Source organism: Neorhizobium sp. SHOUNA12A (genome assembly GCF_023006505.1).
Taxonomy (GTDB): domain Bacteria; phylum Pseudomonadota; class Alphaproteobacteria; order Rhizobiales; family Rhizobiaceae; genus Neorhizobium.
On record NZ_JALBGV010000022.1, the window covers coordinates 26432 to 49229 of the forward strand.

Consider the following 22798-nt stretch of genomic DNA (forward strand, 5'->3'; position numbering starts at 1 on the left):
CGCTGAAATGTACCGCTATTTGTCTATTAATTTAGTATATAATGAAGGGCGATATTTCTGATTGCATCGACAAAAGAGGAAAATCGTTTTTCGATCTGATGAAAATTCGCCGCTCCTCATCGTCGGGCTGCCCATGTAGGGTGCAACAACTCTGTAGAACCATTCGATGTCTAGATTGCCGAAGACATCCAAACATCGACCATAGGCTTCACACAACTGACCGCGGTCGGAAGGAGCGGCCGGCGTTCGGAGAACGGCTGCATTTTCTCAGCAGACGGAACGTGGTCAGAAGGATCGTCTGCGACGATGATTTGTTGCGGGAAATGATGACGCCTGTAGCCGATGGGCGAATTCTCATCCCACCATATCCATGCCCCACTCCTTGACACAACGCCGCTAGGGCCATTGAGCTAAATATGATCCTCGACCTCTTGTGGGGCCGGTTGACTTACCAACCTTAAGGACTACTCTTTAGTGATCGCAAGCATATCCACGCCCGGATGGGGTGGATGATGGGGCGATTGGGCAACCTTGAGGAGGATGAGGTTTGCCATGACCTATCGTGTTATTCTGTTGATCGGCGCGTCTATCGTCGCCGTTTCGTCGTTTGATGCCGCAGCTCAGGAAGGTGACGCGACGGCGGGCGCCACCGTTTTCAAGAAATGCGCGACCTGTCATATCGTCGATTCCGATACGAACAAGGTCGGCCCGTCACTGAACAAGCTGTTTGGCCGAAAGGCCGGAACGCATCCCAATTTCGCCTATTCGACCGGGATGAAAGAGGCCGGAGACGGCGGCCTCGTCTGGGACGAGGCGACGTTGCGCGACTATCTGCACAATCCAAAAGCGAAGGTGAAGGGCACCAAGATGACCTTCGTCGGCCTGAAGGACGAGCAGGAGATCACCAATCTCATCGCCTATCTCAAGCAATATTCCCAGTAACCGGCCGAGAGACCACCGGCTGGACATGCCTAAATTGCAGTAATTGCCCATCTTTTCCATTCGTGCGATAATAACCCCGTATTTTTGCAGAATGCGGTTTCACGGTCGACCTGCTCAGGGAGGGGCGGAAATGGCTGTTGTGCTGATTCTCGTCTTGATTGTTGTCGGCTCCGTGCTGTTCCATGTGCTGAGCCCGTGGTGGTGGACGCCGATCGCCTCCAACTGGACCTATATCGACAGCACGCTCGTCATCACCTTCTGGATCACCGGTATCGTCTTCGTGGCTGTGGTTTCGTTCATGGCCTATTGCGTCTTTCGCTTCCGACACAAGCCAGGCAACCAGGCGGCCTATGAGCCTGAAAACCGCAGGCTGGAATGGCTGCTGGCATCGGGAACGGCAGTTGGCGTCGCGGCGATGCTGGCGCCTGGCCTCGTGGTGTGGAACCAGTTCATCACGGTGCCCGACGATGCCGTACCAGTCGAGGTCGTCAGCCAGCAGTGGTTGTGGAACTTCCGCCTGCCGGGCGCGGACGGAAAGCTCGGCCGCGCGGAGACGCGCGACGTCAGCGCCGAAAATCCGCTCGGCCTGAACAAGAACGACGCAAGCGGCCTCGACGATGTGATCATCGAGGGCGGCGAGCTTCATCTGCCGGTCGGCAAGCCGGTGCGCATATTGCTGCGCTCGGTCGATGTTCTCCATGATTTCTACGTGCCGGAATTCCGCGCCAAGATGGACATGATCCCCGGCATGATCACCTATTTCTGGTTCACGCCGACCCGGACGGGAAGCTTCGAGATTCTCTGCGCCGAACTCTGCGGTGTCGGCCATCCGCAAATGCGCGGCACCGTCGTCGTCGACGAGGATGCCGACTACCAGACCTGGCTTGGGCAGCAGCAGACATTCACCCAGCTTACGGCGTCATCGGGAGAGCCGCCGCGGCCGGCAAACTGACCCGGCGGAGCGGCCGGAAGCCGCTTCGGAAGGAAAGGGAAGAGAGATCATGGTCGAGATTCCATCCGGAAGTGCAGGCGCCATCCCCGCCGCCGAAGTCGAGGATGTCGAGCTTTATCATCCGGGCAGCTGGTGGACGAAATATGTGTTCAGCCAGGATGCCAAGATCATCGCCGTGCAATATTCGATGACCGCTATCTCGATCGGCCTTGTAGCGCTGGTGCTCTCCTGGCTGATGCGGCTGCAGCTTGCCTTTCCCGGCTATTTCGCCTTCATCGATGCCGATCACTATTATCAGTTCATCACCATGCACGGCATGATCATGGTGATCTATCTCCTGACCGCGCTGTTCCTCGGTGGTTTCGGCAACTACCTCATTCCGCTGATGGTCGGCGCCCGCGACATGGTGTTTCCCTACGCCAACATGCTGAGCTACTGGATCTACCTGCTCGCGGTGCTGATCCTGGTCGCCGGCTTTTTCGCCCCCGGCGGCCCGACAGGGGCGGGCTGGACGCTTTATCCGCCGCAATCGGTTCTTTCCGGCACCCCCGGCGGCAAGGACTGGGGCATCCTCCTCATGCTCTCGTCGCTGATCGTCTTCATCATCGGCTTCACCATGGGCGGGCTGAACTATGTGGTGACGGTGCTGCAGGGGCGGGCGCGCGGCATGACACTGATGCGCATGCCGCTCACCGTCTGGGGCATCTTCACCGCCACCGTGATGGCGCTGCTCGCCTTCCCTGCCCTGTTCGTCGCTTGCGTCATGATGCTGTTCGACCGCGTGCTCGGCACGAGCTTCTTCATGCCCGCCATCGTCGAGATGGGCACGCAGCTGCAGCATGGCGGCGGCAGCCCGATCCTCTTCCAGCACCTGTTCTGGTTCTTCGGCCATCCCGAGGTCTATATTGTAGCACTTCCCGCCTTCGGCATCGTTTCGGACCTGATCAGCACGCATGCGCGTAAGAACATCTTCGGCTATCGCATGATGGTCTGGGCGATTGTCATCATCGGTGCGCTGAGCTTCGTCGTCTGGGCACACCACATGTATGTCAGCGGCATGAACCCGGCCTTTGGCTTCTTCTTCGCCACCACGACGCTGATCATCGCCGTCCCGACGGCGATCAAGGTCTATAACTGGGTGCTGACGCTGTGGCGCGGCGATATCCACCTGACGCTGCCGATGCTCTTTGCGCTCGCCTTCATCGTCACCTTCGTCAATGGCGGCCTGACCGGCCTTTTCCTCGGCAATGTCGTCGTTGACGTGCCGCTGTCGGACACGATGTTCGTCGTCGCGCATTTCCACATGGTCATGGGTGTGGCGCCGATCCTCGTCATCTTCGGGGCGATCTATCACTGGTATCCGAAGGTGACAGGACGCATGCTGAACGACGTGCTCGGTCATATCCACTTCTGGATCACCTTCCTTGGCGCCTATGCGATCTTCTTTCCGATGCATTACCTCGGCCTGCTCGGGGTGCCGCGCCGCTATTTCGAGATGGGAGAAACGGCCTTCGTTCCGCCCTCGGCCCATACGCTGAACATCTTCATCACCGTCATGGCGCTGCTCGTCGGGGCCGGACAGATGGTCTTTCTGTTCAATCTGGTCTGGAGCCTTTTCCGGGGGAGAGAGGCCGGCGGCAACCCATGGCGGGCGACGACGCTCGAATGGCAGACGCCGCAGACCCCGCCCGCCCATGGCAATTGGGGCAAGGACCTGCCCGTCGTCTACCGCTGGGCCTATGACTACAGCGTGCCGGGAGCGGCCGAGGATTTCATTCCGCAGAATGTTCCGGCAAGCGATGGCGTCACCCGGGAGGTTTCCGCATGAACGTCATCCTGATCTTCCTTGCCGCGATCGCCGCCATCATCATCTGGTGGCTTTCCGGGCAGCGGCTGACCTCGAAGCCCTGGCTGGAAACCGGGTCGGTGCAACTGCCGGATCATATCGGCGCAGACCGGCGACAGCCGCCGGCGGTGAAGATCGGCCTCTTCGTGTTTCTCGGCGTCGTCGGCGCCGTCTTCAGCCTTGCCGTCAGTGCCTATTTCATGCGCATGGCGTCGGCCGACTGGTGGGGCATGCCGGTTCCGCGCCTCCTCTGGGTGAACACCGCAGCACTCGCATCGAGCAGTGCGGCGCTGCAATGGGCGAGACGAGAAGCGGGACACGGCCGCATGGAAAGCCTGCGGCCGGCGCTTGTGACAGGACTCGCGCTTGCCGTCTTCTTTCTCGTCGGGCAGATCCAGGCATGGCGGGAACTGGTGTCAGCCGGCTACGTGCTGGCCGACAATCCCGCCAACAGCTTCTTCTACATGCTGACCGGCCTGCACGGGCTGCATATCCTCGGTGGGCTCGCCGTGCTTGCGCACACGACGGTCAGGGCATTTTCAACCGACGTTGCGCCGGAGAGGCTGCGCCTCAGCGTCGATCTCTCCGCCATCTATTCGCATTTCATGCTCGCCGTCTGGCTGTTGCTCTTTGCGCTGTTTGCCGGGTGGGCGAATGATTTCGTCGATCTCTGCCGCACATTGCTGACCTAGGGGCCGAACCAGGAGATTTGCAGATGGCACAGACTATCGGGACACATGGCGAGCCAGACCTCAGGCCGGCGGGCCTGCGCGGTGTCGCCGCCGATTTCGCGTCGGATCAGCGCGCCTTCAAGACCGCCTCCTGGGGCAAGGCGATGATGTGGATCTTTCTCTTGAGCGATACCTTCGTTTTCGGCTGTTTCCTGATCGCCTACATGACCGCCCGTATGTCGACGCCGGTCGCCTGGCCCAATCCGAGCGAGGTCTTCGCGCTGCATATTGGCGGCCAGGACGTGCCGCTGATCCTGATCGCGATCATGACCTTCGTGCTGATCTCGAGCAGCGGCACCATGGCAATGGCAGTCAATTTCGGCTATCGCCGCGACCGCCGCACGACCGCGATCTTGATGCTGCTAACGGCGCTTCTCGGCGCATGCTTCGTCGGCATGCAGGCCTTCGAATGGACGAAGCTGATCACCGAAGGTGTGCGCCCCTGGGGAAACCCCTGGGGGGCGGCACAGTTCGGATCGACCTTCTTCATGATTACCGGCTTTCACGGCACCCATGTCACGATCGGCGTCATCTTTCTCCTCATCGTCGCCCGCAAGGTCTGGCGGGGCGATTTCGACCAGGAACGGCGCGGCTTCTTCACCAGCCGGAGAGGTCGCTACGAGGCCGTCGAGATCATGGGCCTCTACTGGCACTTCGTCGATCTGGTCTGGGTCTTCATTTTCGCATTCTTCTATCTGTGGTGAGGTCGTCATGAACGAGACAGCGGCGCATGCACACATCCAATCTGGACAACGGCTCCAAACCGGGCAGCAGCATCCGATCCGGCTCTACCTCCTCGTCTGGGGCATGCTCTTCGTGCTCAGCGCCTTTTCCTACATGGTCGATTATCTCGGCTTCCAGGGTTATCTCAGATGGACGCTGATCCTGTTGTTCATGATGCTGAAGGCCGGGCTGATCGTTGCCGTCTTCATGCACATGGCCTGGGAACGGCTGGCGCTCGTTTACGCCATCCTGCTGCCGCCGCTGCTGGTGCTTGTTTTCGTCGCGCTGATGGTATCGGAGGCGGACTATACGATCTTCACCCGCCTCGCCTTCTTCGGCACTGGTCCCTGAGGGGCAGTGCCGAAGCCGGTCTTCCGACCTACCGACCACTGCTGCTCCCCAAGCCGGATTCCGGTTCAACGACCTTGCGATACAGATGCCAGGTCGCATGGCCAAGTACCGGGATCACGATAGCCAGACCGGCAAAGAACATCGCAAAACCGACGACCAGAAGCACAGCCACGATGAGACCCCAGAGTATGAATTCCATGGGATTGACCGCGAAGGCTTTCATCGAGGTATAGACCGCTGCCGCCGCACCGGTGTCACGATCAAGAAGCAGCGGAAATGCAATGACTGTGGTGCAAAGCACGGCCAGAGCGAAGAGGAAGCCGACGGCATTGCCGTAGAGGATCAGCTGCCAACCCCTGCTCGTCGAGAACACCTCGTTGACGAAAGTCATCAGCGATTCCGGCCGTCCCGGCCCGAACAGGCTGACATAGAGCGACTGCGCCGTCAGAAGCCACAGGATAAAAATCACCGCCAGCATAACACCGATGGCAAGGATTGCCGGGACCGCCGGGGAATGCCTGATTTCGAGCGCATGCTGCCAGGAGGTGTCAAGGCCAAGCTCCCGCCGGCGACTGATTTCATAAAGACCCAGCGCCGCTATCGGACCGATCAGGGCAAAGCCTGACATGAGCGGAAACAGCAGTGGCAGCGCATTGGCACCGGATGTCCAATACGCGAGGATCACGCCGGCCATAGGGTAGATCAGGCAGAGAAAGACGTAGTGCGACGGCTTGGTCCAGAAATCATCCAACCCCTGACGCAACGAAGTGAAGACATCTGCTACATTGATGCGCCGCACGGTGGGATAGGCCACCTTCCTGGCGCCTCCCGCGATCACGTGAAAATGTGCCATAACAATTCCTCTCCATTCTTGTCACAGACAACAACGACCACAACGGATACCCGCGTTAGGAACGGCGCCATAGGACTGAACCTGCACGCGTGAAGATTATACGCCCCCGGTCGACACTTGACCAGCGGCGCAGAATTGCTGCGCATCTAAGCGTCGTCGCCTAAACCATATGTCAGTGAGCGGGGCGTGGAATTGTCACGTTATCGAGCAGTGATCGAACTATGCCGCTGCTGTCTGAGATCGGGTAACGCGCCCGTCACGACGTTCCAACGCGCCATGGCGCGGATGCGATGAATGTCAATGGCGAGAGACGAGCGCCTGGGCAGTGGCATGACGGAGAGATTACGAGACGCCAAGAAAATCGAGATGGAACGCCGCAGACCTCCGGCTGATCGGAACCCCTGCATTATCCGCTCTCGTTTTCGCAGCAGCAGACGCCATCGCGATGGCCATGCTCGGGGACGACTGGATGCCGGCCGCCCGCTTGTTCTCGAAAGTCATGTCTAACTCCCCAGGGAAACTGTGTTTGTGGCCGGCGGATCTCACCACCGGTCACTGGCGGATTAGCTTTTCGGCGCGTAGTCGAAATCCTTGTCTCGCTGCGCTGCCGCCGGATCACGCTTATCGGGCGCGCCGTATCCTCCACCGCCTGGAAGCTGCAGGATCAATCTGCGGCCGGCCGGCACATGCTGACGCCCCTTGGTGGCAAGAACCGTTCCGTCATCAAGCAAGACGGCACCCGCGGCGCCATCGGCCCCACCCTCACGTCCACGGGGTGGATGGTCGACGCGATCGAACATGGCGTTGAAATGCATCTCGTGACCTTCGGTCGGCGATATCTCCACCACCTGGCCTAGACCGCCGCGGAACTGTCCGGCGCCACCGGAACCGTCTCGCAACTCCTTGCGCCAAAAGATCACCGGGCCGACATGCTCGGTCGCCTCGATCGACATGGAATGCACGCCGCTCGGGAACGCCGTGGCGCTGAGGCCGTCGAGTGTGGAGCGAGCACCGGCGCCGCCGCTGTTAAACAACAGCACTTCTGCACGTTGCCCGCCCTCGGCTGGTGCCTTATCCCCCTGTAGCGGACGCACGCTGACATGCAGGTTCCACAATGCCCCTGCCCCTTCTGCCGGCACTTTGCCGGGAAGCATCTTGTGCACGGCCCCGAGCACCGCATCAGGAACCAGATGGCCAAGCACGTGGCGAACGGAAACAGGCGCCGGGTGCTGGGCATTGAGGATGCAGTTCTTCGGGGCGGTTACACGGAACGGCAGCAGAGACGCGTGGTTGTTGGGGATCTCCGGCGCGATCGAGCATTTCATGCCATAGCAGGCATAGGCGGCCGAATAGATGATCGGGCAGTTGATACCCTTCGGGCTTGGGGGTGACGTCCCCTCGAAATCAGCGAGGATATGGTCCTCTGCCACGTCGAGACGCACAGCGATATCGATCGGCGAACCGTACCCATCGACGCGCATAGTGTTCGAATAAGTGCCCTTCGGCAGGGCCGCGATCCGCTCGATGGTGGCGTCATAGCTACGCTTGAAGATGAAATCGCCCAGCGTTTCCAGATCGGCGAGCCCGAACTCTTCCATCATGTCCATCAGCCGACGATGGCCGATCTCGTTGCAGGCGGCCAGCGAATAGACGTCACCGACCACCTGATGGCTTTCGCGGACGTTGTTGTGCAGGATGTTGACGAGGTCCTTGTTGACCTTTCCGCGCTCGGCAAATTTCATGATCGGAACGAAGATGCCTTCTTCGTAGACCTCGTTGGCATCCGGCCCAAAACCGCGGCCGCCGACATCCACCACGTGCGCCGTGCAGGCGAAATAGCCGACGAGCGCGCCATTGCGGAAGCTCGGCGACACGACGGTGAAATCGTGCAGGTGACCAGTGCCCTTCCACGGATCGTTGGTGATGTAGACGTCGCCTTCGAAGATGTTTTCAGGCCCGATGTCGCGGATGAAGTGGCCGACGGCCTCGGCCATGGCGTTGACGTGGCCGGGTGTGCCGGTCACCGCCTGGGCGATCATCTTGCCACCGCGGTTGAAGACGCCGGCGGAAAGATCGCCTGATTCACGCACACTGGTCGAGAAGGCGGTTCGGATGAGCGTGACGGCTTGTTCTTCCACAACGGAGATCAGCCTGTTCCACATGATCTGCATGTGGACGTCGGAAAGTGCGCTGGTTTTCATGTCGAATCCTCCGTTCAAGCGCTCTGCTTGACGCGTATGAGCAGGCAGCCATCCGACTGCATGATGACTTCGCGGCTCGTGGTGATAATCGTTGACGTCTCGCGTTCCGTGATGACAGCGGGACCGGAAACCCAGTCGCCCGGTTTCATGTCGGCGCGCGCGACAATCGACGCGCTCAGAAAGCTGCCTTCCTGGACGTCGAAGATTTCGCGGGTACCGCGGACCTTGGCTTCGCCAACCTTTGCGGTCTTGCCTATCCTCGCCGGCGGGGCAACCTTTGAGGTTGCGCGCAAGGACCAGCTGACGATCTCGACGTCGAGACCATCGATGACCCGACCGAAAAAGTGTTCGTACTGCTCGTCAAACAGCTTCCGGAACAGGTGGCCGTCCGCATCGGCGTAGTCGCGTACCTCGATCGTGACCGGCACTTCCCACCCCTGACCGACGTAACGCATGTAAGCCGTACATTCGAGATCTGGATTTGCTTCGGGCGAACCGGAACGCACGAACGATATGGCCTCGGCGCTGAGGTCAGCGATCGTCTGATTGATCGCATCCGCATCGAACCGGCTAAGCCGGCTATAGGCGCTACGCACGCTTTCGAAACCGAAGGGAGCGCGCAGGAAGCCGATCGCAGAACCAACGCCGGCACCGGGCGGGATCAGCAGGTCCGACATGCCGAGCTTTTCGCACAGACGGGCGGCGTGGATGGGAGCTGCGCCGCCGAAGGCGATCATGGTGAATTCGGAAAGCTCCTTGCCATTCTCCACGGCATGCATGCGCGCCGCGTTGCTCATGTTCTCGTCGACCACCTCGCTGAGGCCGTAAGCGGCGGTCGCGATATCGGTGTCGAGCTTGGAGGCGAGATCGGCATCCATCGCTCGGTCGGCGGCCGGGCGGTCGAGCTTCATCGCGCCACCTGCGAACTCCCCCGGATCGAGACGACCTAGGATCAGGTCGGCATCGGTGACGGTCGGGTTCGCGCCGCCGCGGCCATAGCAGGCCGGACCGGGCTCGGAGCCGGCGCTGTGCGGACCGACACGGATCTGGCGCATGCTGTCGATAGTGGCGATCGAGCCGCCGCCGGCACCGATCTCGACCATCTCGATGACGGGAATAGAGATCGGCATGCCGCTGCCTTTCTTGAAACGCCACGTTCGCGCCACCTCGAAGGTCTTGGAGGTCTTTGGCGTCTGCTTTTCGATCAGGCAGATTTTTGCGGTGGTGCCGCCCATGTCATAGGAAAGGACCTGATCAAGACCGTAGCTGCCGGCGATATGGGCGGCAAAAATCGCACCGCCGGCAGGACCGGATTCCAGCAGACGAACCGGAAACTCGATCGCACTTTCGACGCTGATGATGCCGCCACCCGAATGGATCATGAAGACCGGGCAGCGCGTGCCTTCCTCGGTCAGGCGTCCAACGAGGCGGTTGAGATAAGATGCCATCAACGGTTTGACGAAGGCGTTGGCGCAGACGGTGTTGAAGCGCTGGAACTCGCGCATTTGCGGCGAGACTTCCGACGAGATCGACACGGAAATATCGGATTTTTTGGCCAGAAGACGGTCGCGAACAACCTTCTCGTGCGCGCCGTTAAGATAGGAATGGATGAAGCCGATGGCGACGCTGTCGTAACCGGCAGCGACGATGCTGTCGCACAGCGCATCAACCTCGGCAAGATCGAGAGGTTTCAGCACCGAACCGTCGGCGCCGATCCTTTCGGCGATGACGAAACGTTCGTTTCGCGGCACCAGCGGCGCCGGCAGCACAATATCGAGGTCATATTGTTCGAAGCGGCTTTCGGTGCGCATCTCGATGACGTCGCGAAAGCCCTTGGTGGTGATAAAGGCGGTGCGGGCGCCCCGCCGTTCGATCAGAGCGTTGGTGGCGAGCGTGGTGCCATGGATGATCGTGTCGATCTGCGAAAGCTCGACACCGGCGACCTCGGCGACCTCTCGGACGCCCTTCACGATCGCATTTTCGGGATAGGAATAATCGGTCAGCACCTTGATTGAATGGAGTGTGGTACCGACCTCCATTGCAACGTCGGTAAAGGTGCCCCCGATATCGACACCGACCCTGATCTGCTTGCCATCTTTCGTCATTTTCTCGACTATGCTCCCTAAGCGAGCTGTTGTTGCGCTTGCCCGATAACCCGATTTTCGGCGTGCAGCGGCCTGTCCCCGCCCGCACAGACGGGCGGGGGTCAAAAGCTCTTGAATGTGTTGAGTTTCTTAAGCTCAGCGCGGCAGATGTAGCGGCAACGCAGAGCTTTGGCGCTACAGTTTCCCGGTAAAGTCTACACCCGGCAATTCTGTTGGAAGTTTTGCACGGTCGACGCCGATCCACTTCTTGTAGAGGGCATCGAGTGACCCGTCCGTCGTGTGCTTGATGACGAAGTCCGTCAGGAAGGCGAGCAGTTCCTTATCGCCCTTGCGGACCGCCATACCCTGGAAGTTGTCGGCGACTTTGTATTTGCGTTCGAACTGCTTGTCATAACCGGTCTCTTTGATGACGAGGCCATAGGTGACGCTGCCTACGATCGCATCAACCTGACCGGACAAAAGCGATTGAACAGTCGTGGCGTCGTCATCGAAGCGCTTGATCTGCGTACCCTTCGGCGCGACCTTGACCAGCAGCGGCTCGAAAGCGCTGCCGCGGTTAACACCGATCACGTATTTCGAAAGATCCTCGTTACCTTTTATGGCGGCGTCCGTCTTGCCCCAGACAGTAATGTCGTTCGACGAATAGGGAATGACATACTGGATCACCTTGGCGCGTTCTTCGGTGATCGTCATCGACGGCACCAGGAAGTCAACGTTGCCGTTCACCAGCAGCGGAATGCGGTTCTGGCCTGTGATACGTTCGAACCTCACCTCGACGCCCAGCTCCTTGGCGATCATCTTGGCGATTTCGATATCGAAACCGTCATTGCCGCCCTTGGAGTCGATAAAACCCCACGGAAACTGGTCCATCTGCACGCCGATGGTTGCCGTGCCCTTGGCCTTGATCTCCTCGGATGTGACAGCCATTGCCGTCGTTGCGAATGAAGTCGCGGCGAAGAGAATGGCGGCAAGGCCGCTCAGGGCTTTCGAACGCGAAGGGGTCGGGACTGCGTTGGTCATGTGATCACCTCTGGTTGGTTTCTTGGCATGCGTTTTGTCTTACCGCGCGGCGTTGAGGCGCCGCTCGATCCGGGCACTGCAGTAGGTCAGTGGTACGCAGAGAAAGAAGTAGACGAGTGCGACCGCCCCGTAGACCTGCAGCGGCTGAAACGTGATGTTCGACATCAATTGACCGGAGCGGGTCAGCTCTGTGAGACCGAGCAGCGCGGCAAGTGCCGTGCCCTTGATCAGGTTGACGAGGAAGCTGATGGTGGCCGGCAGGCCGATGCGCAAGGCTTGGGGCAGCACGACATCGACCATGCGATGCCTGTAGCCGATGCCCAGTGCGCGTGCCGCCTCGCTCTGTCCATCGGGAACGGCCTGGATGCTGCCGCGCCAGATTTCGCCGAGGAACGCGCTGGTGTGGAGCGACAGGCCGATCGTCAGCGCCACCCAGACATCCACTTTGAAGCCCAAAAGTGGCAGGCCGAAATACACGAAGAACAGCTGAACCAGCAATGGCGTGCCCTGAAATATCTGGATGTACGTTGCCATGAAGATGCGCAACGGTTTCCATTTGCTGGTGCGTCCAAGCGCAACAGCCAGACCCAGCGCTCCGCCGACGGCGAAGGCAAGAAGCGAAAGGACAACTGTCCAACGTGCGCCTTCAAGCAGAAAGAGGAATTCATTCCAGCCAAATTGACGGATCATCGGACTGCCTCACTTTGCCGGATAAGTAAAATAGACCCGGCCGATGATGCCGAGGGCAACGGAAACGAACTGGGACAACAGGAGGTAGATGACACCGAGCGTGAAATAGATCTCGAAGCTTCGGAATGTCTGGGCATCCAGCGTCTGTGCAAAATAGGTAAGCTCTTCCGCCGAGACCGACGAAACCAGACTTGAGTTCAGCATCATCAGGATGAACTGGCTGCAGAGAGCCGGATAGACGGCCCGGATGGCCGGCCGGAAGACGATGAACCGATAGATATCAGCCGTATGCATTCCAAGCGCCCTGCCCGCCTCGATCTGACCCGGACGGATAGACTGAACACCGCCGCGCACGATCTCAGCCGCGTAGGCGGCGCAATTCAGCGTCATGGCCAGGATTGCCGCCTGTTCGCCGCTGAGCCGGATGCCGATCGCAGGCATGCCGAAAAACACAAAGAACACCTGCACAAGGATGGGCGTGTTGCGGATCAACTCGATGTAGCCAATCGCAATCGTGCGCAGCGTTGGCAGCTTGCTCATGCGCATCATCATGAAGAAAATGCCGAGCGACAATCCGAACACCATTGAGAGAGACGACATTCTCAACGTACCGATCATGCCTTCCAGCAGCGTTGGCCACGCAGCAAAAACGGGTGCGAAATCGAAAGTGTAATTCATCAGCCCCTCCTCAATGGTTGAGGATCTGGCTGAGGAACGTTCTGGTTCGCTCGTGAGCCGGATTGCTGAAAAATACGTCGGGTTTGGCGCTCTCTATGATTTCGCCACGGTCCATGAAGATGACACGGTGGGCGACTGCCCGTGCAAACCCCATCTCGTGGGTTACACAGATCATCGTGATGCCGTCGTCAGCAAGCGAGATCATCGTGTCGAGCACTTCCTTGACCATCTCAGGGTCGAGCGCTGAAGTCGGCTCGTCGAACAGCATGATCTTGGGGTCCATGCAGAGCGCCCGCGCGATTGCCACGCGCTGCTGCTGACCACCGGAAAGCTGAGCCGGATATTTCTGTGCCTGTTCAGCAATGTGGACGCGCTCGAGATGACGCATCGCTTTTTCCTTTGCGTCAGTCACCGAAGCCTTGCGCACCCGGCGCTGCGCCAGCATGCAGTTTTCCAGGACGGTTAGATGCGGAAACAAGTTGAACTGCTGGAACACCATGCCGACATCGCGGCGAATATGGTCGGCATTGCTACCCTTCTGGCTCAGCTCCGTGCCATTGACGGCAATGCTTCCCTCCTGGATTTCCTCCAGGTGATTGATACAGCGGATAAGGGTCGATTTGCCGGAACCTGAAGGTCCACACAGAACGATATGCTCGCCGCGACCAACTTCAAGGTTGATTCCCTTCAAGACCTGAAGATGACCGTACCATTTGTTGACGCCCGTCATGGCTATGGCTTTTTCCGACATGCTGGTCCCGTTCATGGCCAGTTCCCCTTTATTTGATGTCAGGCTTTCGGTGCGACTTCGAAAATGGCGTCGACTTCTACGGAAGATCCGCGCGGCAATGAGCCCGCACCAATCGCGGTGCGAACGTGGCGTCCCTTGTCTCCAAAGATCTCCACGAGAAGGTCGGAAGCGCCGTCGATGACGGCTGGATGGCCCCCGAAATCCGGCGGCGCATTAACGAAACCACGCAATTGAGCGCAGGCAATGACCCGGTCCAGATCGCCATCCAGCGCGGCATTCGCTCTGGCAACGATGTTGAGCGCGCAAAGGCGAGCGGCCTTGTATGCGTCCTCGGGCGAAATGTCCTGACCGACCACGCCGACATAATGCTCGACACCGTCGATCCGCGGGATCTGGCCCGATACGAAAAGAAGGCTCCCGACGAGCCTGTAAGGAATGTAATTTCCTGAAGCCGGGGCAATCGCAGGCAAAACGATACCGAGCTCCGAGAGACGTGCGACGACGACACCCATAGCAGTTTTCCGTTATTGTAAGACGCGCCGATGCGCGAACCACGTTCCCGGGACCATTCATCAGAAGCCATAAGCGTCGAATGTCGATCCACTTTTCTGATGACGAAGATTGACGAAATAGTATCTCATGTCAAGAGCGAGCCTAGAGGTACTATCTCTTGGGCTGGCGGTTTGTTACATGCTGTTTTTTAGAAGCTTTTACAATATATTAGCCAACTTAAGACGACCACTTCTCTGGTAGTGTCATTAAAATTTCGACCCGTTTCCCGCAATTTTTTTTGAAGCCATCCGCTGATTTGCGTCCAGTGGAACTTCTCTATGTGAAGTGTGCGCACACTAAGGCAATAATTCAGTGGTGGGTAGTAGCATCACCTCGGGATGAAGTGATAACTTGCGTCAAACCCTGCAGTCATTCAGCGGGGCGCGACTTAGGCAAAGGGAAACAGGTTTTGGACACTTTAACGGGCCGAACAATAAAGGCACTTAAAGCTCACATCGGCAGCAACCAGTTCGAAAGCGGTACCAAGCTCGGATCGCTCGCGGAATTGTCGGAGCAGTTCGGCGTCAGCAGAACAGTCATTCGAGAAGCAGTGTCCGCCTTGCGGTCCGACGGCATTGTCGAGTCGCGACATGGTGTCGGGGTGTTCGTTCGCAACAGACCAAGCCCCGATATCGAAGATGCCAGCTCGTTGGATGCAAACCTCACGCTTGCTCCCCTGGCTCGTCTGCAAACGTCATTCATGGATCTGCTGGAGCTCAGAATGGCTTTCGAGGTGCATGCTGCCGGGCTGGCGGCGGTTCGGCGATCCTGGGCTCAGGAATCCAATATCTGGAACGCCGCTCGCGAGTTCGAAGCCTCACTCGAAGACGAAGCTGCGCTTGATCATCTCGACTTCGTCTTTCATCGTTCAATCGCAGAAGCGACGAACAATGGTGCTTTCATCGAGTTCTTCAGCCTTATGAGCCTGCAGATTCTCCCGCAACCGGCTTTCTCCAAGCAGCTCAATCCTGCGCTCATAACTCTAGACTATATCCAGAATACTGTGGTCGAACATCGGGCAATCTGCGAGGCAATTAGCTCAGGCAGTGCGGAACGGGCGCGCGAGGCGATGAGAATTCATCTTAGCCGTAGCCATCTACGGTATCGCGGTTTTTCGGACGACGCTGCCTCGCCCCTGAGCAATGTGGCGCCCAAAGACTAGCCCACCTCGCCGTACATGCTCTTGATAGGATTTGAACCATCGGCACGTCTTGCGGTGTGATTATGTGGCGTAGGCCCACTTCGGTCCCACTCGAAGGCATGTTGTCGGAAGGTGGTTTGCAAGTGGGTTCTATTTCGGTGGGTCGATGACCGTCATGCTGATGCTCGCAACTTGCGTGAATCGGACCGGTTTCGAATTCGTCTGGGCAATGGACCAACAGTTCTTAGTCATGTCCATCGTGGGCAAGAGCTTTTCGAGAAGGCGGCCCTATCCCGCTCCAGGATGCGACTGGAGCTCGAATTCTTCAGATTCGTGGGATCAGACAGTTCCCTTACTTCCATCCGCTTGTGCAAGAGGTCTGGACCGGCCTAACGTCCGCTTCATCGCATGCAGACGAAGGGTGCCCCGTGAGTCCGTCCCGCAAATCGACAGCCCAGCAACAGCCGCGCTCCCTCGAGGCACGCATCTACGCGATCTATTCCACGCTCTCGCCCGCCGAAAAGCGGCTCGCCGACATCCTGCTGCAATACCAGATGGACCTGCCGAGCTATACGGCGGGCGAGCTTGCGGAAAAGGCGCAGGTGTCGAAAGCGACGGCGGCACGGCTGATCCGTTCGCTCGGTTATGCGACCTATCCCGATGCCAAGCGGCAGATCCGGGCCGACCAACACTGGGGATCGCCCCGGGCAGGCCTGGAAGACCCCGATCGCGCGCCGTCAGGCAAGGTCACGCTTTCCAGCACGGTCCAGATGGACCTCGACAATATTCGAACCACCGCCGAAAGCCTGTCCGAAACTACGCTGAGCGAGGTAAGCCAGGCGATCGTCGGCGCCCGCCGCCTGTGGATCATGGGCCTGCGCAGCGGCTACGGCCTGGCGCTGCAGGCGGCGCATTATTTCACGCTGATGAAGAGCGACGTGCAGGTGATCCCCGCCGGCGGGGGGAGCTATTCGCATGAGATCGCCTCCATCGCGAAGGGCGACGTGCTGCTCGTCATCGCATTCCGCCGGCGCCCCAGGCTGCTGCCGACGATCATCAAGGAGGCGCGCGCCGCAGGGGCGATAACGGTGCTGATTACCGATCTCAGCGCCGCGGCAAGCGCCAAGGCCGCCAACCATGTGCTGCGCTGCCGCTGCCAGTCGCCCTCACCCTTCAATTCCTTCGTCGCCGCCGTCACCATCATCAATTATCTCGCCTGGAGCGTATCGACGGCGATGGGCGAGGCGAGCCTTGCCCGATTTGAAAAGATCGACCGGCTGGTGAAACTGCTCGACGACGTATCGACCCCCCAGACCAGTATCGGCCGGTAGTCCGGTAAGGCGCGACTTTGGTCAGGAAAATTTTTCGAGCACGTGCAGACGCGTCGGCGACGCCCAGACACCGGATTTGGATGTAGTCAGGCCACACCTGACGAGCGTCTCGGCAAGACCGACGGCCGCCGAGACGCCATCAACCACCGGAATGCCGTGCGCGCGCTGCAGGTCGAGCGCAAATTCCGCCATGCCGGCACAGCCGAGCGAAACGCCCTCGGCACCCATCGCAACTCCCTGGCAAATGAAGTCGGATATCCGCTCGAACGCGCCGCTTTGCGGATTTTCCAACTCGAGCACCGGAATGTCGGTCGCAAAAACCCGGCGGCAGCGGTGGCCGAAACCGTAGCGGTGGATGTTGTCCTCGATGACCGGCGCCGAGCGGGAAAGTGTCGTCACCACGCAGAAACTGTGCGCGACAAGGCTGACCGCGTGGAACGAAGCCTCGCCAATCCCGATCACGGGTTTTGTCGCAATCGCTCTTGCAGCATCCAGCCCGGTATCGTCGAAACATGCTATGATATGGGCATCGGCGCCATCGCGTTCCGCGGCAACGATTTCCTTCAGCAGGCCGGGCACCGAAAGCGCCCCGTCAAAGGGACCTTCGATCGCTTCCGGCCCGGTTGTGGGCTGCCGGCCGACGATCTCGGTGTCACGGCCGGCAACGGCGCGCGCCGCAGCCGTGATGCGCTGCGTCATCGACGCAGTCGTGTTGGGATTGATGACGGCAATACGCATCGTCTTGGATACTCCAGGGATCAAGTTGGGTCAGGCGGCCGTGAAGGCTGCCGTCGGGCGCGTGTCGATAAGATCGCCATAAGCGATCGGCGCCTCGGTAAGATGGCCGTCGGCAATACCCTGCTGCCAGCGGGCATAGGCGTTCGGATCGATCCGCGGCGTCGTCCACATGCCGTTGGCCCGATAGATATTGGCTAGCCCCACAAGCAGGTCCGGCGAGAATTTCGGGAACGTCTTTGCCAGGAAGTCGCGGTATTCCTCGGCATCATGGGCCAGTATCCACGCCATGCCGCGACCGAGCGCCCTGGAGAACCGGGTCTGGGTATCCAGCCGTGCATCGTCGCTCTCACCTTCGGCATAATAGACGCTCCACGGCACGTTGCCGCCGGTGATGGGGAGTTCGGCAACGACATGGACGCCAGTCTTCGATGCAAGCGTGACGGCGGACGGGTAATCGATCACCAGATAGTCGCCCATTCCCCCCATGAAGAGATCGGACAGCATCTTGCCGTCGAGATCCTGGACGAAATTGACCGTCAGCGGATCGACGCCGTTTTCGCGCAGCAAAAGCTTGGTGAACAGGCCGACGCTGGCGCCATTGCTGCCCTTCATCGAAATCGTTTTGCCAGGCACGGCCTGCCAGTCGAAATCCGCGGGCTGTTCGCGGCCGAGGATGGCCAGGGGCGCGCGGGCCGCGATCTGCGCGAACGGCGTATAACGTTTGCCGCGGCCATGGAACATCGACGGGACCCAGATGCCACCAAGCGCGGCGTCCGCCATGGCCGAGCCGATGTCGCTGAGCACCAGGTCCCAGGGAGATGGAACGCTTGCGGTGACGCCGAGCCCCTCCTCCTGAAAGAACCCCTGCCAGACGGCGACATATTCGGGAAGATAGTTGAGGCTGTGCCCGGTCGCCGAGACGTGGAAGTTCTGCATGATGTTCACTCCTGGTCCAGGAAAATGCGATCGCCGTTGTCGATGTCGAACCACAGGACATCGTCCGCCTGATAATCCAGCGAACACAGTTCACCGATCTTGATCTTCGGGTTGCCCGAGACCCGGACGAAAACGAGGTCGTGTTCCAGCAATCGCTGGTCCTTGTTCTCCTCGCCGGTCATCAGGCGGCAACCGATCACCGTCTCCGCACCGAGGCGCTCGACGACAGCCACCTGGGCCGGCAGCCGCCCTTCCCCGGCCGGATGAAGGGTGAGCTTTTCGGGCCTGACCCCGAATGTCAGCTCCCGTCTCGGAGGGAGCGGCGCTGCGTGTTCGACCGCAAGCCTGCCCGAAAGCTGGAGCGCGTTGTTTCTGACCGAAGCCGGAATGAGGTTCATCGGGGGCGACCCCACGAAACGCGCGACAAAGGTGTTGGCGGGATGATCATAGATCTCGTCAGGCGTATCGACCTGCTGGACGATGCCTTTGTTCATCACGATGATGCGCGTCGCCATGGTCATGGCTTCGACCTGGTCGTGCGTCACGTAGACGAAGGTCTTGCCGACCTTGTGATGCAGAGCCGAGATTTCCGAACGCATCTGCGTGCGCAGCTTGGCATCCAGGTTGGAAAGCGGCTCATCGAGCAGGTAGAGGGCGGGGTTGCGCACCAGCGCGCGGGCAAGCGCGACGCGCTGCCTCTGCCCGCCCGAGAGGCTCGCCGGGCGTCTGTCGAGCAGAGGCTCGAGCTCGAGCTGACGGGCGATACTGAGGGTCCGCTCGGCGATATCCGCCCGCTTCATCAGCCTGTGGCGGGCGACGATGTTGACGATCGGCAGATGATACCACTTGCGAAACGCATCCATGATCAGCGGAAACGCGATATTCTCGCGAACCGTCATATGCGGGTAGAGCGCATAGGTCTGGAAAACGAAGGCGACGCCGCGCTGTTTGGGCTCCCAATCGTTGGCGACGGACCCGTCGAACAGCAGGTCCCCGGAGGTAATGTCGCTGAGGCCCGCGATCATGCGAAGCAGCGTCGATTTTCCGCAGCCGGAGGGGCCGAGCAGGACCAGAAATTCGCCGTCATGGATGTCGGCGCTGAAGGCGTCGATCACGGTGTTGTCGCCAAAGGTCTTGGAGACATTTTTGAAGGTCAAGGCGGGCATGGATTATCCCTTCACGGCGCCAGCCGTCAAACCGGCTACGATCTTGCGCTGGATAAGAAGAAAAAAGACGATGGCAGGAAGGCTGAACACGAGGGCTGCGCCAAGCACGGCCGACATCGGCGTTTCATACTGCCCAACGAAGGAGGCGAGCCCGACGCTTGCCGGCCACAAGGAATTGTCCATCAGGAAGGTCGAGGCGAACAGGAACTCGTTCCAGCCGGCAAAGAAGGCCACCACGGCCGCCGCCGCGATGCTCGGCATGATCAGCGGCAGAATGATCATGGTGAGCACGCTGAACCGCGGGCAATTGTCGATGATCGCGGACTCCTCGATCTCGTAGGGCACCGCATCCATCGCGCCCTTCAGGACGAAACACGCGACGGGCAGCGAGAAGCCGACATTGGCGAGGATCAGACCCGTCAGGCTGTTCAACAGGCCGAAGGTGATGAACATCGCATAGAGCGGCACCAGGATCAGTGCTTCGGGAACGACCTGGGTCATGAACAGCAGAAAGCCGACCAGGCCACGCCCATGGAACTTGAAACGGCTGAGCGCATAGCCGGCAAGCGCGCCGAGTGTCAGGCTCAGAATGGTGCCGCCTGAGGCAATCAGCAGCGTGTTGAACAGCCAGCGGCCGATCGGAACATTGCCGAGCTCGGTTACCAGATCCGGCAAATGCTGCAGCTGCGGCCAGGCGACCTGGCCGGTTCCGTAAAGCTGGGAATTGACGTTGAGCGCGGTGGCTGCCATCCAGTAGACCGGGAAGCCGGCGAGCACGACCAGAACTCCGATCAGCGTATATCGCAGCGCCTTCATGGCGAGTTTTCGGGGTGTCATCATCGCGACATCCTCTTCATGCGGCGTTGTTCGACAGTGTAGTGGACGGCTGCCACCATCAGCGCCAGTGCGAGACCGACCGCGCCGTAAGCGCTGGCCATTCCCAGTTCATGGCCTTCGAACGCGGTCTGGCGGAGCTTGACGACGAGGGTGCTGGTCGAACCAAGCGGGCCGCCCCCGGTTAAAAGGTAGATGATGTCGAAGCGACGAATGGACCAGACGGCAACCAGAAGGGCTGCGAGCTGGATCGAGGGACGGATATGCGGCAGCGTCACTGCTCGGAAGGTGCTGATCCCATCGGCGCCATCGATCCTGGCGGCTTCGCGCACCTCCTGCGGCACCGATTGGAGGGCTGCCAGCACAACCAGCATCACAAATGGTGCGACCTGCCAGACTGTGACGGCAAGAACCGAGCCGAGCGCATAGTCCGTGCTGGTCAGCCACGAGAAGCGGCCGATGCCGAGGAGCTCGGTCATGCGATTGAAGACGCCCGACCGTTCGTTATACATCCACAACCAGATCAGCGAGGCAGCCACCCCGGGCACGGCCCAGCCGAACAGCAGGATTGCACGGACGACCGCCCGCCCCTTGAAGGGACGATCGATGGCAAGTGCGGCCACAACGCCGAGAGCGATGCCGATAAGGACGGTCAGGACCGTATAAACCAGAGTTGCTTTCAGGGAGACATAGAAGGCTGGATCTTCGATCAGCCGTTCATAATTGCCGAGGCCGATGAACCGGCCTCGGTTGGGATTGACGATCCGGGTGTTGGTCAGGCTCATGTACATCTGCCGCGACAGCGGCCAGAACATGAAGACCACCAAATAGATCATGGGCGGAAGGATGAAGGCATAGGGCAACAATTTGACCAGGCCGCTCCTGTTTTTCAGGCCATTCGCGCTCACATCAGTCTCCCTTCTTGATGCGACGGTCTCAGAACTGCTTGTCGATGGCCGACTGAGCTTCGGCGAGCGCCGTCTTCGGATCGGCATTCGCAAGGATGACCTTTTCGACGGCCTGCATCACGAAACGCATGATTTGTGCCGTTTCGACTTCATATCCCTTGATCAGCGTGCTGCGGGAGGTTTCCGCGAGCTTGACGAAGGTCGGCGCCCAAGGGTTGGCCTTGGAGTAGGCGTCGCTGACAGGTACGTCGGTTGCAAGCGCATCCGGACCTGATGCGTCACGCAGAGCCTGCTGGCCAACGGAGCCGACCAGCCACTTGACGAAGGCGATCGCTTCCTTCTGGTGTTTGCCGTGCGAGCTCACGCCGACGAAGATCTGCTGATGCGCGCCGGGGTTCTTGAACGGCATAGGAGCGGCATAAAGATCGCCGGACTGAAGGGCGCCGCCGGAGGCGATATTGAGCGTGCCGCCGGAATTGTCGATCGAGAAGGCCGCGTGTTTTTCCTTAAAGCGCGTGCGCTGCGTCGGAAAACTGTCGCCGATCGGCATGATGCCGGCGTCGTAAGTCTTCTTGAAAGCCGTGATGGCGGCGACGGCTTCCGGAGTATTGATCGTCAGCTTGCCGTTTGCATCGACCCAGTTGACGCCGTAGCCGTAGGCCCAACTCTGGAAATCCATGAACCAGCCCGAAAAGTCGTTGATCTGGTGGCGGGCGGTAAAGCCGATGACGCCCGGAGTTGCAGCTGATGCAGCCTTGGCGGAGGCAATCAGTTCATCCACCGTCGTCGGCACCTTCGCATTGGCGGCATCGATCAGCGGCTTGTTATAGATCAGGGCGTAAACGGCGCGCTGCCAGGCGACGCCCAGGCGCTTGCCGTCGATCACCCCGTTTTCATTACTCTTGTTCAGTTTGGCGCCGTCGGCCGCAGCCGAGAGATCGACGAGGAAACCGGCATCTGCAATCGCGTAGAATAGGCCTTCCTGCATCATCGCTACATCCGGCCCCTGGCCTGCACCCATTTCCGTCGTCAGCTTGTCGGCGAATTCTGCGGACGGAATGGCTTCCTGTTCGAGCGTGACGTTCGGATTGGTTTCCTGGTATTTGGTGACCGCTGCCCAGAGGTTCTTGCCGCGCAACGCATCAAGCCATTGGGAATTGGCCAGTTTCAGCGTGACCTTCTCGCTCGATTGAGCATGAGTTTCGCCTGCACCGAGCCCGACGGTCAATGCAAGCGCCGCAACGGCTGCCGTAGCCAACAGCTTTCGGCGACGAATCCTATCAAACATGTCTGTTCTCCATCTGGGTTTCTTATTTGGCGGTTTCTTATTGGTAGTTGGCATTCACGGA

Annotated in this window: 23 protein-coding genes; 8 read left to right on the forward strand and 15 right to left on the reverse strand. The window is 59.6% G+C overall.

Features of this window, described 5'->3' with window-relative positions; translation table 11 throughout:
* Positions 1–552 precede the first annotated feature (552 nt).
* The 6 genes from MOV63_RS12555 (at position 553) to MOV63_RS12580 (ending at position 5545) form a co-directional block, all read left to right on the forward strand.
* Complete coding sequence (locus MOV63_RS12555; protein ID WP_040124711.1) at positions 553–942, forward strand: cytochrome c family protein; 390 nt, start codon at positions 553–555, stop codon at positions 940–942.
* Positions 943–1072: 130 nt separating this feature from the next.
* Positions 1073–1894, forward strand: coding sequence for a cytochrome c oxidase subunit II (locus tag MOV63_RS12560; protein WP_040124709.1), 822 nt, complete (start codon positions 1073–1075; stop codon positions 1892–1894).
* A gap of 49 nt (positions 1895–1943) precedes the next feature.
* Positions 1944–3722: a cytochrome c oxidase subunit I gene (gene ctaD, locus MOV63_RS12565; RefSeq protein ID WP_247034038.1), complete on the forward strand. Its 1779-nt coding sequence runs from the start codon at positions 1944–1946 to the stop codon at positions 3720–3722.
* Complete coding sequence (locus MOV63_RS12570) at positions 3719–4432, forward strand: cytochrome c oxidase subunit 3 (protein WP_040124706.1); 714 nt, start codon at positions 3719–3721, stop codon at positions 4430–4432. Before ctaD ends, MOV63_RS12570 begins: the two co-directional genes overlap by 4 nt.
* Positions 4433–4455: 23 nt before the next feature.
* On the forward strand, positions 4456–5175 hold the full coding sequence (locus MOV63_RS12575) for a heme-copper oxidase subunit III family protein (protein ID WP_040124704.1): 720 nt from the start codon (positions 4456–4458) through the stop codon (positions 5173–5175).
* Between the two features lie 7 nt (positions 5176–5182).
* The gene (locus MOV63_RS12580) at positions 5183–5545 is read left to right on the forward strand and encodes a cytochrome C oxidase subunit IV family protein (protein ID WP_040124703.1); all 363 of its coding nucleotides are present in this window, start codon (positions 5183–5185) and stop codon (positions 5543–5545) included.
* A 28-nt stretch (positions 5546–5573) separates the two neighbouring features.
* On the opposite strand, the gene MOV63_RS12585 is transcribed toward MOV63_RS12580, so the two are convergent.
* From MOV63_RS12585 to MOV63_RS12625, 9 genes are all read right to left on the reverse strand, one after another.
* A complete protein-coding gene (locus MOV63_RS12585; RefSeq protein WP_040124701.1) occupies positions 5574–6398 on the reverse strand; it encodes a DUF2189 domain-containing protein in 825 nt (274 codons plus the stop codon).
* A gap of 342 nt (positions 6399–6740) precedes the next feature.
* The gene (locus MOV63_RS32960) at positions 6741–6899 is read right to left on the reverse strand and encodes a hypothetical protein (protein WP_157885298.1); all 159 of its coding nucleotides are present in this window, start codon (positions 6897–6899) and stop codon (positions 6741–6743) included.
* Between the two features lie 62 nt (positions 6900–6961).
* Positions 6962–8599, reverse strand: coding sequence for a hydantoinase B/oxoprolinase family protein (locus MOV63_RS12595; protein ID WP_040124699.1), 1638 nt, complete (start codon positions 8597–8599; stop codon positions 6962–6964).
* A gap of 14 nt (positions 8600–8613) precedes the next feature.
* Positions 8614–10704, reverse strand: coding sequence for a hydantoinase/oxoprolinase family protein (locus MOV63_RS12600; protein ID WP_040124697.1), 2091 nt, complete (start codon positions 10702–10704; stop codon positions 8614–8616).
* A 174-nt stretch (positions 10705–10878) separates the two neighbouring features.
* Positions 10879–11724 (reverse strand): transporter substrate-binding domain-containing protein, encoded by an 846-nt coding sequence (locus MOV63_RS12605; RefSeq protein ID WP_040124695.1) that lies wholly within the window; start codon positions 11722–11724, stop codon positions 10879–10881.
* A 39-nt stretch (positions 11725–11763) separates the two neighbouring features.
* Positions 11764–12414 carry an amino acid ABC transporter permease gene (locus MOV63_RS12610; RefSeq protein WP_040124694.1) on the reverse strand — a complete coding sequence of 217 codons (651 nt, stop codon included), beginning with the start codon at positions 12412–12414 and terminating at the stop codon, positions 11764–11766.
* 9 nt (positions 12415–12423) lie between these two features.
* Positions 12424–13092: an amino acid ABC transporter permease gene (locus tag MOV63_RS12615; RefSeq protein WP_040124692.1), complete on the reverse strand. Its 669-nt coding sequence runs from the start codon at positions 13090–13092 to the stop codon at positions 12424–12426.
* A gap of 10 nt (positions 13093–13102) precedes the next feature.
* The gene (locus tag MOV63_RS12620; RefSeq protein ID WP_040125767.1) at positions 13103–13843 is read right to left on the reverse strand and encodes an amino acid ABC transporter ATP-binding protein; all 741 of its coding nucleotides are present in this window, start codon (positions 13841–13843) and stop codon (positions 13103–13105) included.
* Positions 13844–13881: 38 nt separating this feature from the next.
* Positions 13882–14355: a RidA family protein gene (locus MOV63_RS12625; protein WP_040124690.1), complete on the reverse strand. Its 474-nt coding sequence runs from the start codon at positions 14353–14355 to the stop codon at positions 13882–13884.
* A 449-nt stretch (positions 14356–14804) separates the two neighbouring features.
* On the opposite strand from MOV63_RS12625, the gene MOV63_RS12630 reads away from it, so the two are divergent.
* Complete coding sequence (locus MOV63_RS12630) at positions 14805–15557, forward strand: FadR/GntR family transcriptional regulator (RefSeq protein ID WP_040124689.1); 753 nt, start codon at positions 14805–14807, stop codon at positions 15555–15557.
* Between the two features lie 407 nt (positions 15558–15964).
* On the forward strand, positions 15965–16867 hold the full coding sequence (locus MOV63_RS32795; RefSeq protein WP_040124687.1) for a MurR/RpiR family transcriptional regulator: 903 nt from the start codon (positions 15965–15967) through the stop codon (positions 16865–16867).
* A 21-nt stretch (positions 16868–16888) separates the two neighbouring features.
* Here MOV63_RS32795 and MOV63_RS12640 read toward each other — a convergent pair whose 3' ends face one another.
* Genes MOV63_RS12640 through MOV63_RS12665 form a run of 6 tightly spaced genes read right to left on the reverse strand, consistent with a single transcriptional unit; the run spans position 16889 to position 22737 of the window.
* Positions 16889–17605 carry an aspartate/glutamate racemase family protein gene (locus tag MOV63_RS12640; protein ID WP_040124685.1) on the reverse strand — a complete coding sequence of 239 codons (717 nt, stop codon included), beginning with the start codon at positions 17603–17605 and terminating at the stop codon, positions 16889–16891.
* A 30-nt stretch (positions 17606–17635) separates the two neighbouring features.
* Positions 17636–18541: an ABC transporter substrate-binding protein gene (locus MOV63_RS12645; RefSeq protein WP_040124683.1), complete on the reverse strand. Its 906-nt coding sequence runs from the start codon at positions 18539–18541 to the stop codon at positions 17636–17638.
* Positions 18542–18546: 5 nt separating this feature from the next.
* Positions 18547–19707: an ABC transporter ATP-binding protein gene (locus MOV63_RS12650; RefSeq protein ID WP_040124682.1), complete on the reverse strand. Its 1161-nt coding sequence runs from the start codon at positions 19705–19707 to the stop codon at positions 18547–18549.
* A 3-nt stretch (positions 19708–19710) separates the two neighbouring features.
* Positions 19711–20547 carry a carbohydrate ABC transporter permease gene (locus tag MOV63_RS12655; RefSeq protein ID WP_247034039.1) on the reverse strand — a complete coding sequence of 279 codons (837 nt, stop codon included), beginning with the start codon at positions 20545–20547 and terminating at the stop codon, positions 19711–19713.
* Positions 20544–21449: a carbohydrate ABC transporter permease gene (locus tag MOV63_RS12660; protein WP_247034040.1), complete on the reverse strand. Its 906-nt coding sequence runs from the start codon at positions 21447–21449 to the stop codon at positions 20544–20546. Before MOV63_RS12660 ends, MOV63_RS12655 begins: the two co-directional genes overlap by 4 nt.
* 28 nt (positions 21450–21477) lie before the next feature.
* A complete protein-coding gene (locus MOV63_RS12665) occupies positions 21478–22737 on the reverse strand; it encodes an ABC transporter substrate-binding protein (RefSeq protein WP_247034041.1) in 1260 nt (419 codons plus the stop codon).
* Positions 22738–22798 lie beyond the last annotated feature (61 nt).

Excerpts from the sequence above, each read along its gene's own strand:
- MOV63_RS12570 (WP_040124706.1), top strand. The coding sequence starts at position 3,719 with ATGAACGTCATCCTGATCTTCCTTGCCGCGATCGCCGCCATCATCATC.
- MOV63_RS12610 (WP_040124694.1), bottom strand. The coding sequence starts at position 12,414 with ATGATCCGTCAATTTGGCTGGAATGAATTCCTCTTTCTGCTTGAAGGC.
- MOV63_RS12620 (WP_040125767.1), bottom strand. The coding sequence starts at position 13,843 with ATGTCGGAAAAAGCCATAGCCATGACGGGCGTCAACAAATGGTACGGT.
- MOV63_RS12605 (WP_040124695.1), bottom strand. The coding sequence starts at position 11,724 with ATGACCAACGCAGTCCCGACCCCTTCGCGTTCGAAAGCCCTGAGCGGC.
- MOV63_RS12650 (WP_040124682.1), bottom strand. The coding sequence starts at position 19,707 with ATGCCCGCCTTGACCTTCAAAAATGTCTCCAAGACCTTTGGCGACAAC.
- MOV63_RS12575 (WP_040124704.1), top strand. The coding sequence starts at position 4,456 with ATGGCACAGACTATCGGGACACATGGCGAGCCAGACCTCAGGCCGGCG.
- MOV63_RS12585 (WP_040124701.1), bottom strand. The coding sequence starts at position 6,398 with ATGGCACATTTTCACGTGATCGCGGGAGGCGCCAGGAAGGTGGCCTAT.
- MOV63_RS12595 (WP_040124699.1), bottom strand. The coding sequence starts at position 8,599 with ATGAAAACCAGCGCACTTTCCGACGTCCACATGCAGATCATGTGGAAC.
- ctaD (WP_247034038.1), top strand. The coding sequence starts at position 1,944 with ATGGTCGAGATTCCATCCGGAAGTGCAGGCGCCATCCCCGCCGCCGAA.
- MOV63_RS12655 (WP_247034039.1), bottom strand. The coding sequence starts at position 20,547 with ATGATGACACCCCGAAAACTCGCCATGAAGGCGCTGCGATATACGCTG.
- MOV63_RS12640 (WP_040124685.1), bottom strand. The coding sequence starts at position 17,605 with ATGCGTATTGCCGTCATCAATCCCAACACGACTGCGTCGATGACGCAG.
- MOV63_RS12665 (WP_247034041.1), bottom strand. The coding sequence starts at position 22,737 with ATGTTTGATAGGATTCGTCGCCGAAAGCTGTTGGCTACGGCAGCCGTT.
- MOV63_RS12615 (WP_040124692.1), bottom strand. The coding sequence starts at position 13,092 with ATGAATTACACTTTCGATTTCGCACCCGTTTTTGCTGCGTGGCCAACG.
- MOV63_RS12580 (WP_040124703.1), top strand. The coding sequence starts at position 5,183 with ATGAACGAGACAGCGGCGCATGCACACATCCAATCTGGACAACGGCTC.
- MOV63_RS12600 (WP_040124697.1), bottom strand. The coding sequence starts at position 10,704 with ATGACGAAAGATGGCAAGCAGATCAGGGTCGGTGTCGATATCGGGGGC.
- MOV63_RS12625 (WP_040124690.1), bottom strand. The coding sequence starts at position 14,355 with ATGGGTGTCGTCGTCGCACGTCTCTCGGAGCTCGGTATCGTTTTGCCT.
- MOV63_RS12560 (WP_040124709.1), top strand. The coding sequence starts at position 1,073 with ATGGCTGTTGTGCTGATTCTCGTCTTGATTGTTGTCGGCTCCGTGCTG.
- MOV63_RS12645 (WP_040124683.1), bottom strand. The coding sequence starts at position 18,541 with ATGCAGAACTTCCACGTCTCGGCGACCGGGCACAGCCTCAACTATCTT.
- MOV63_RS12555 (WP_040124711.1), top strand. The coding sequence starts at position 553 with ATGACCTATCGTGTTATTCTGTTGATCGGCGCGTCTATCGTCGCCGTT.
- MOV63_RS32960 (WP_157885298.1), bottom strand. The coding sequence starts at position 6,899 with ATGACTTTCGAGAACAAGCGGGCGGCCGGCATCCAGTCGTCCCCGAGC.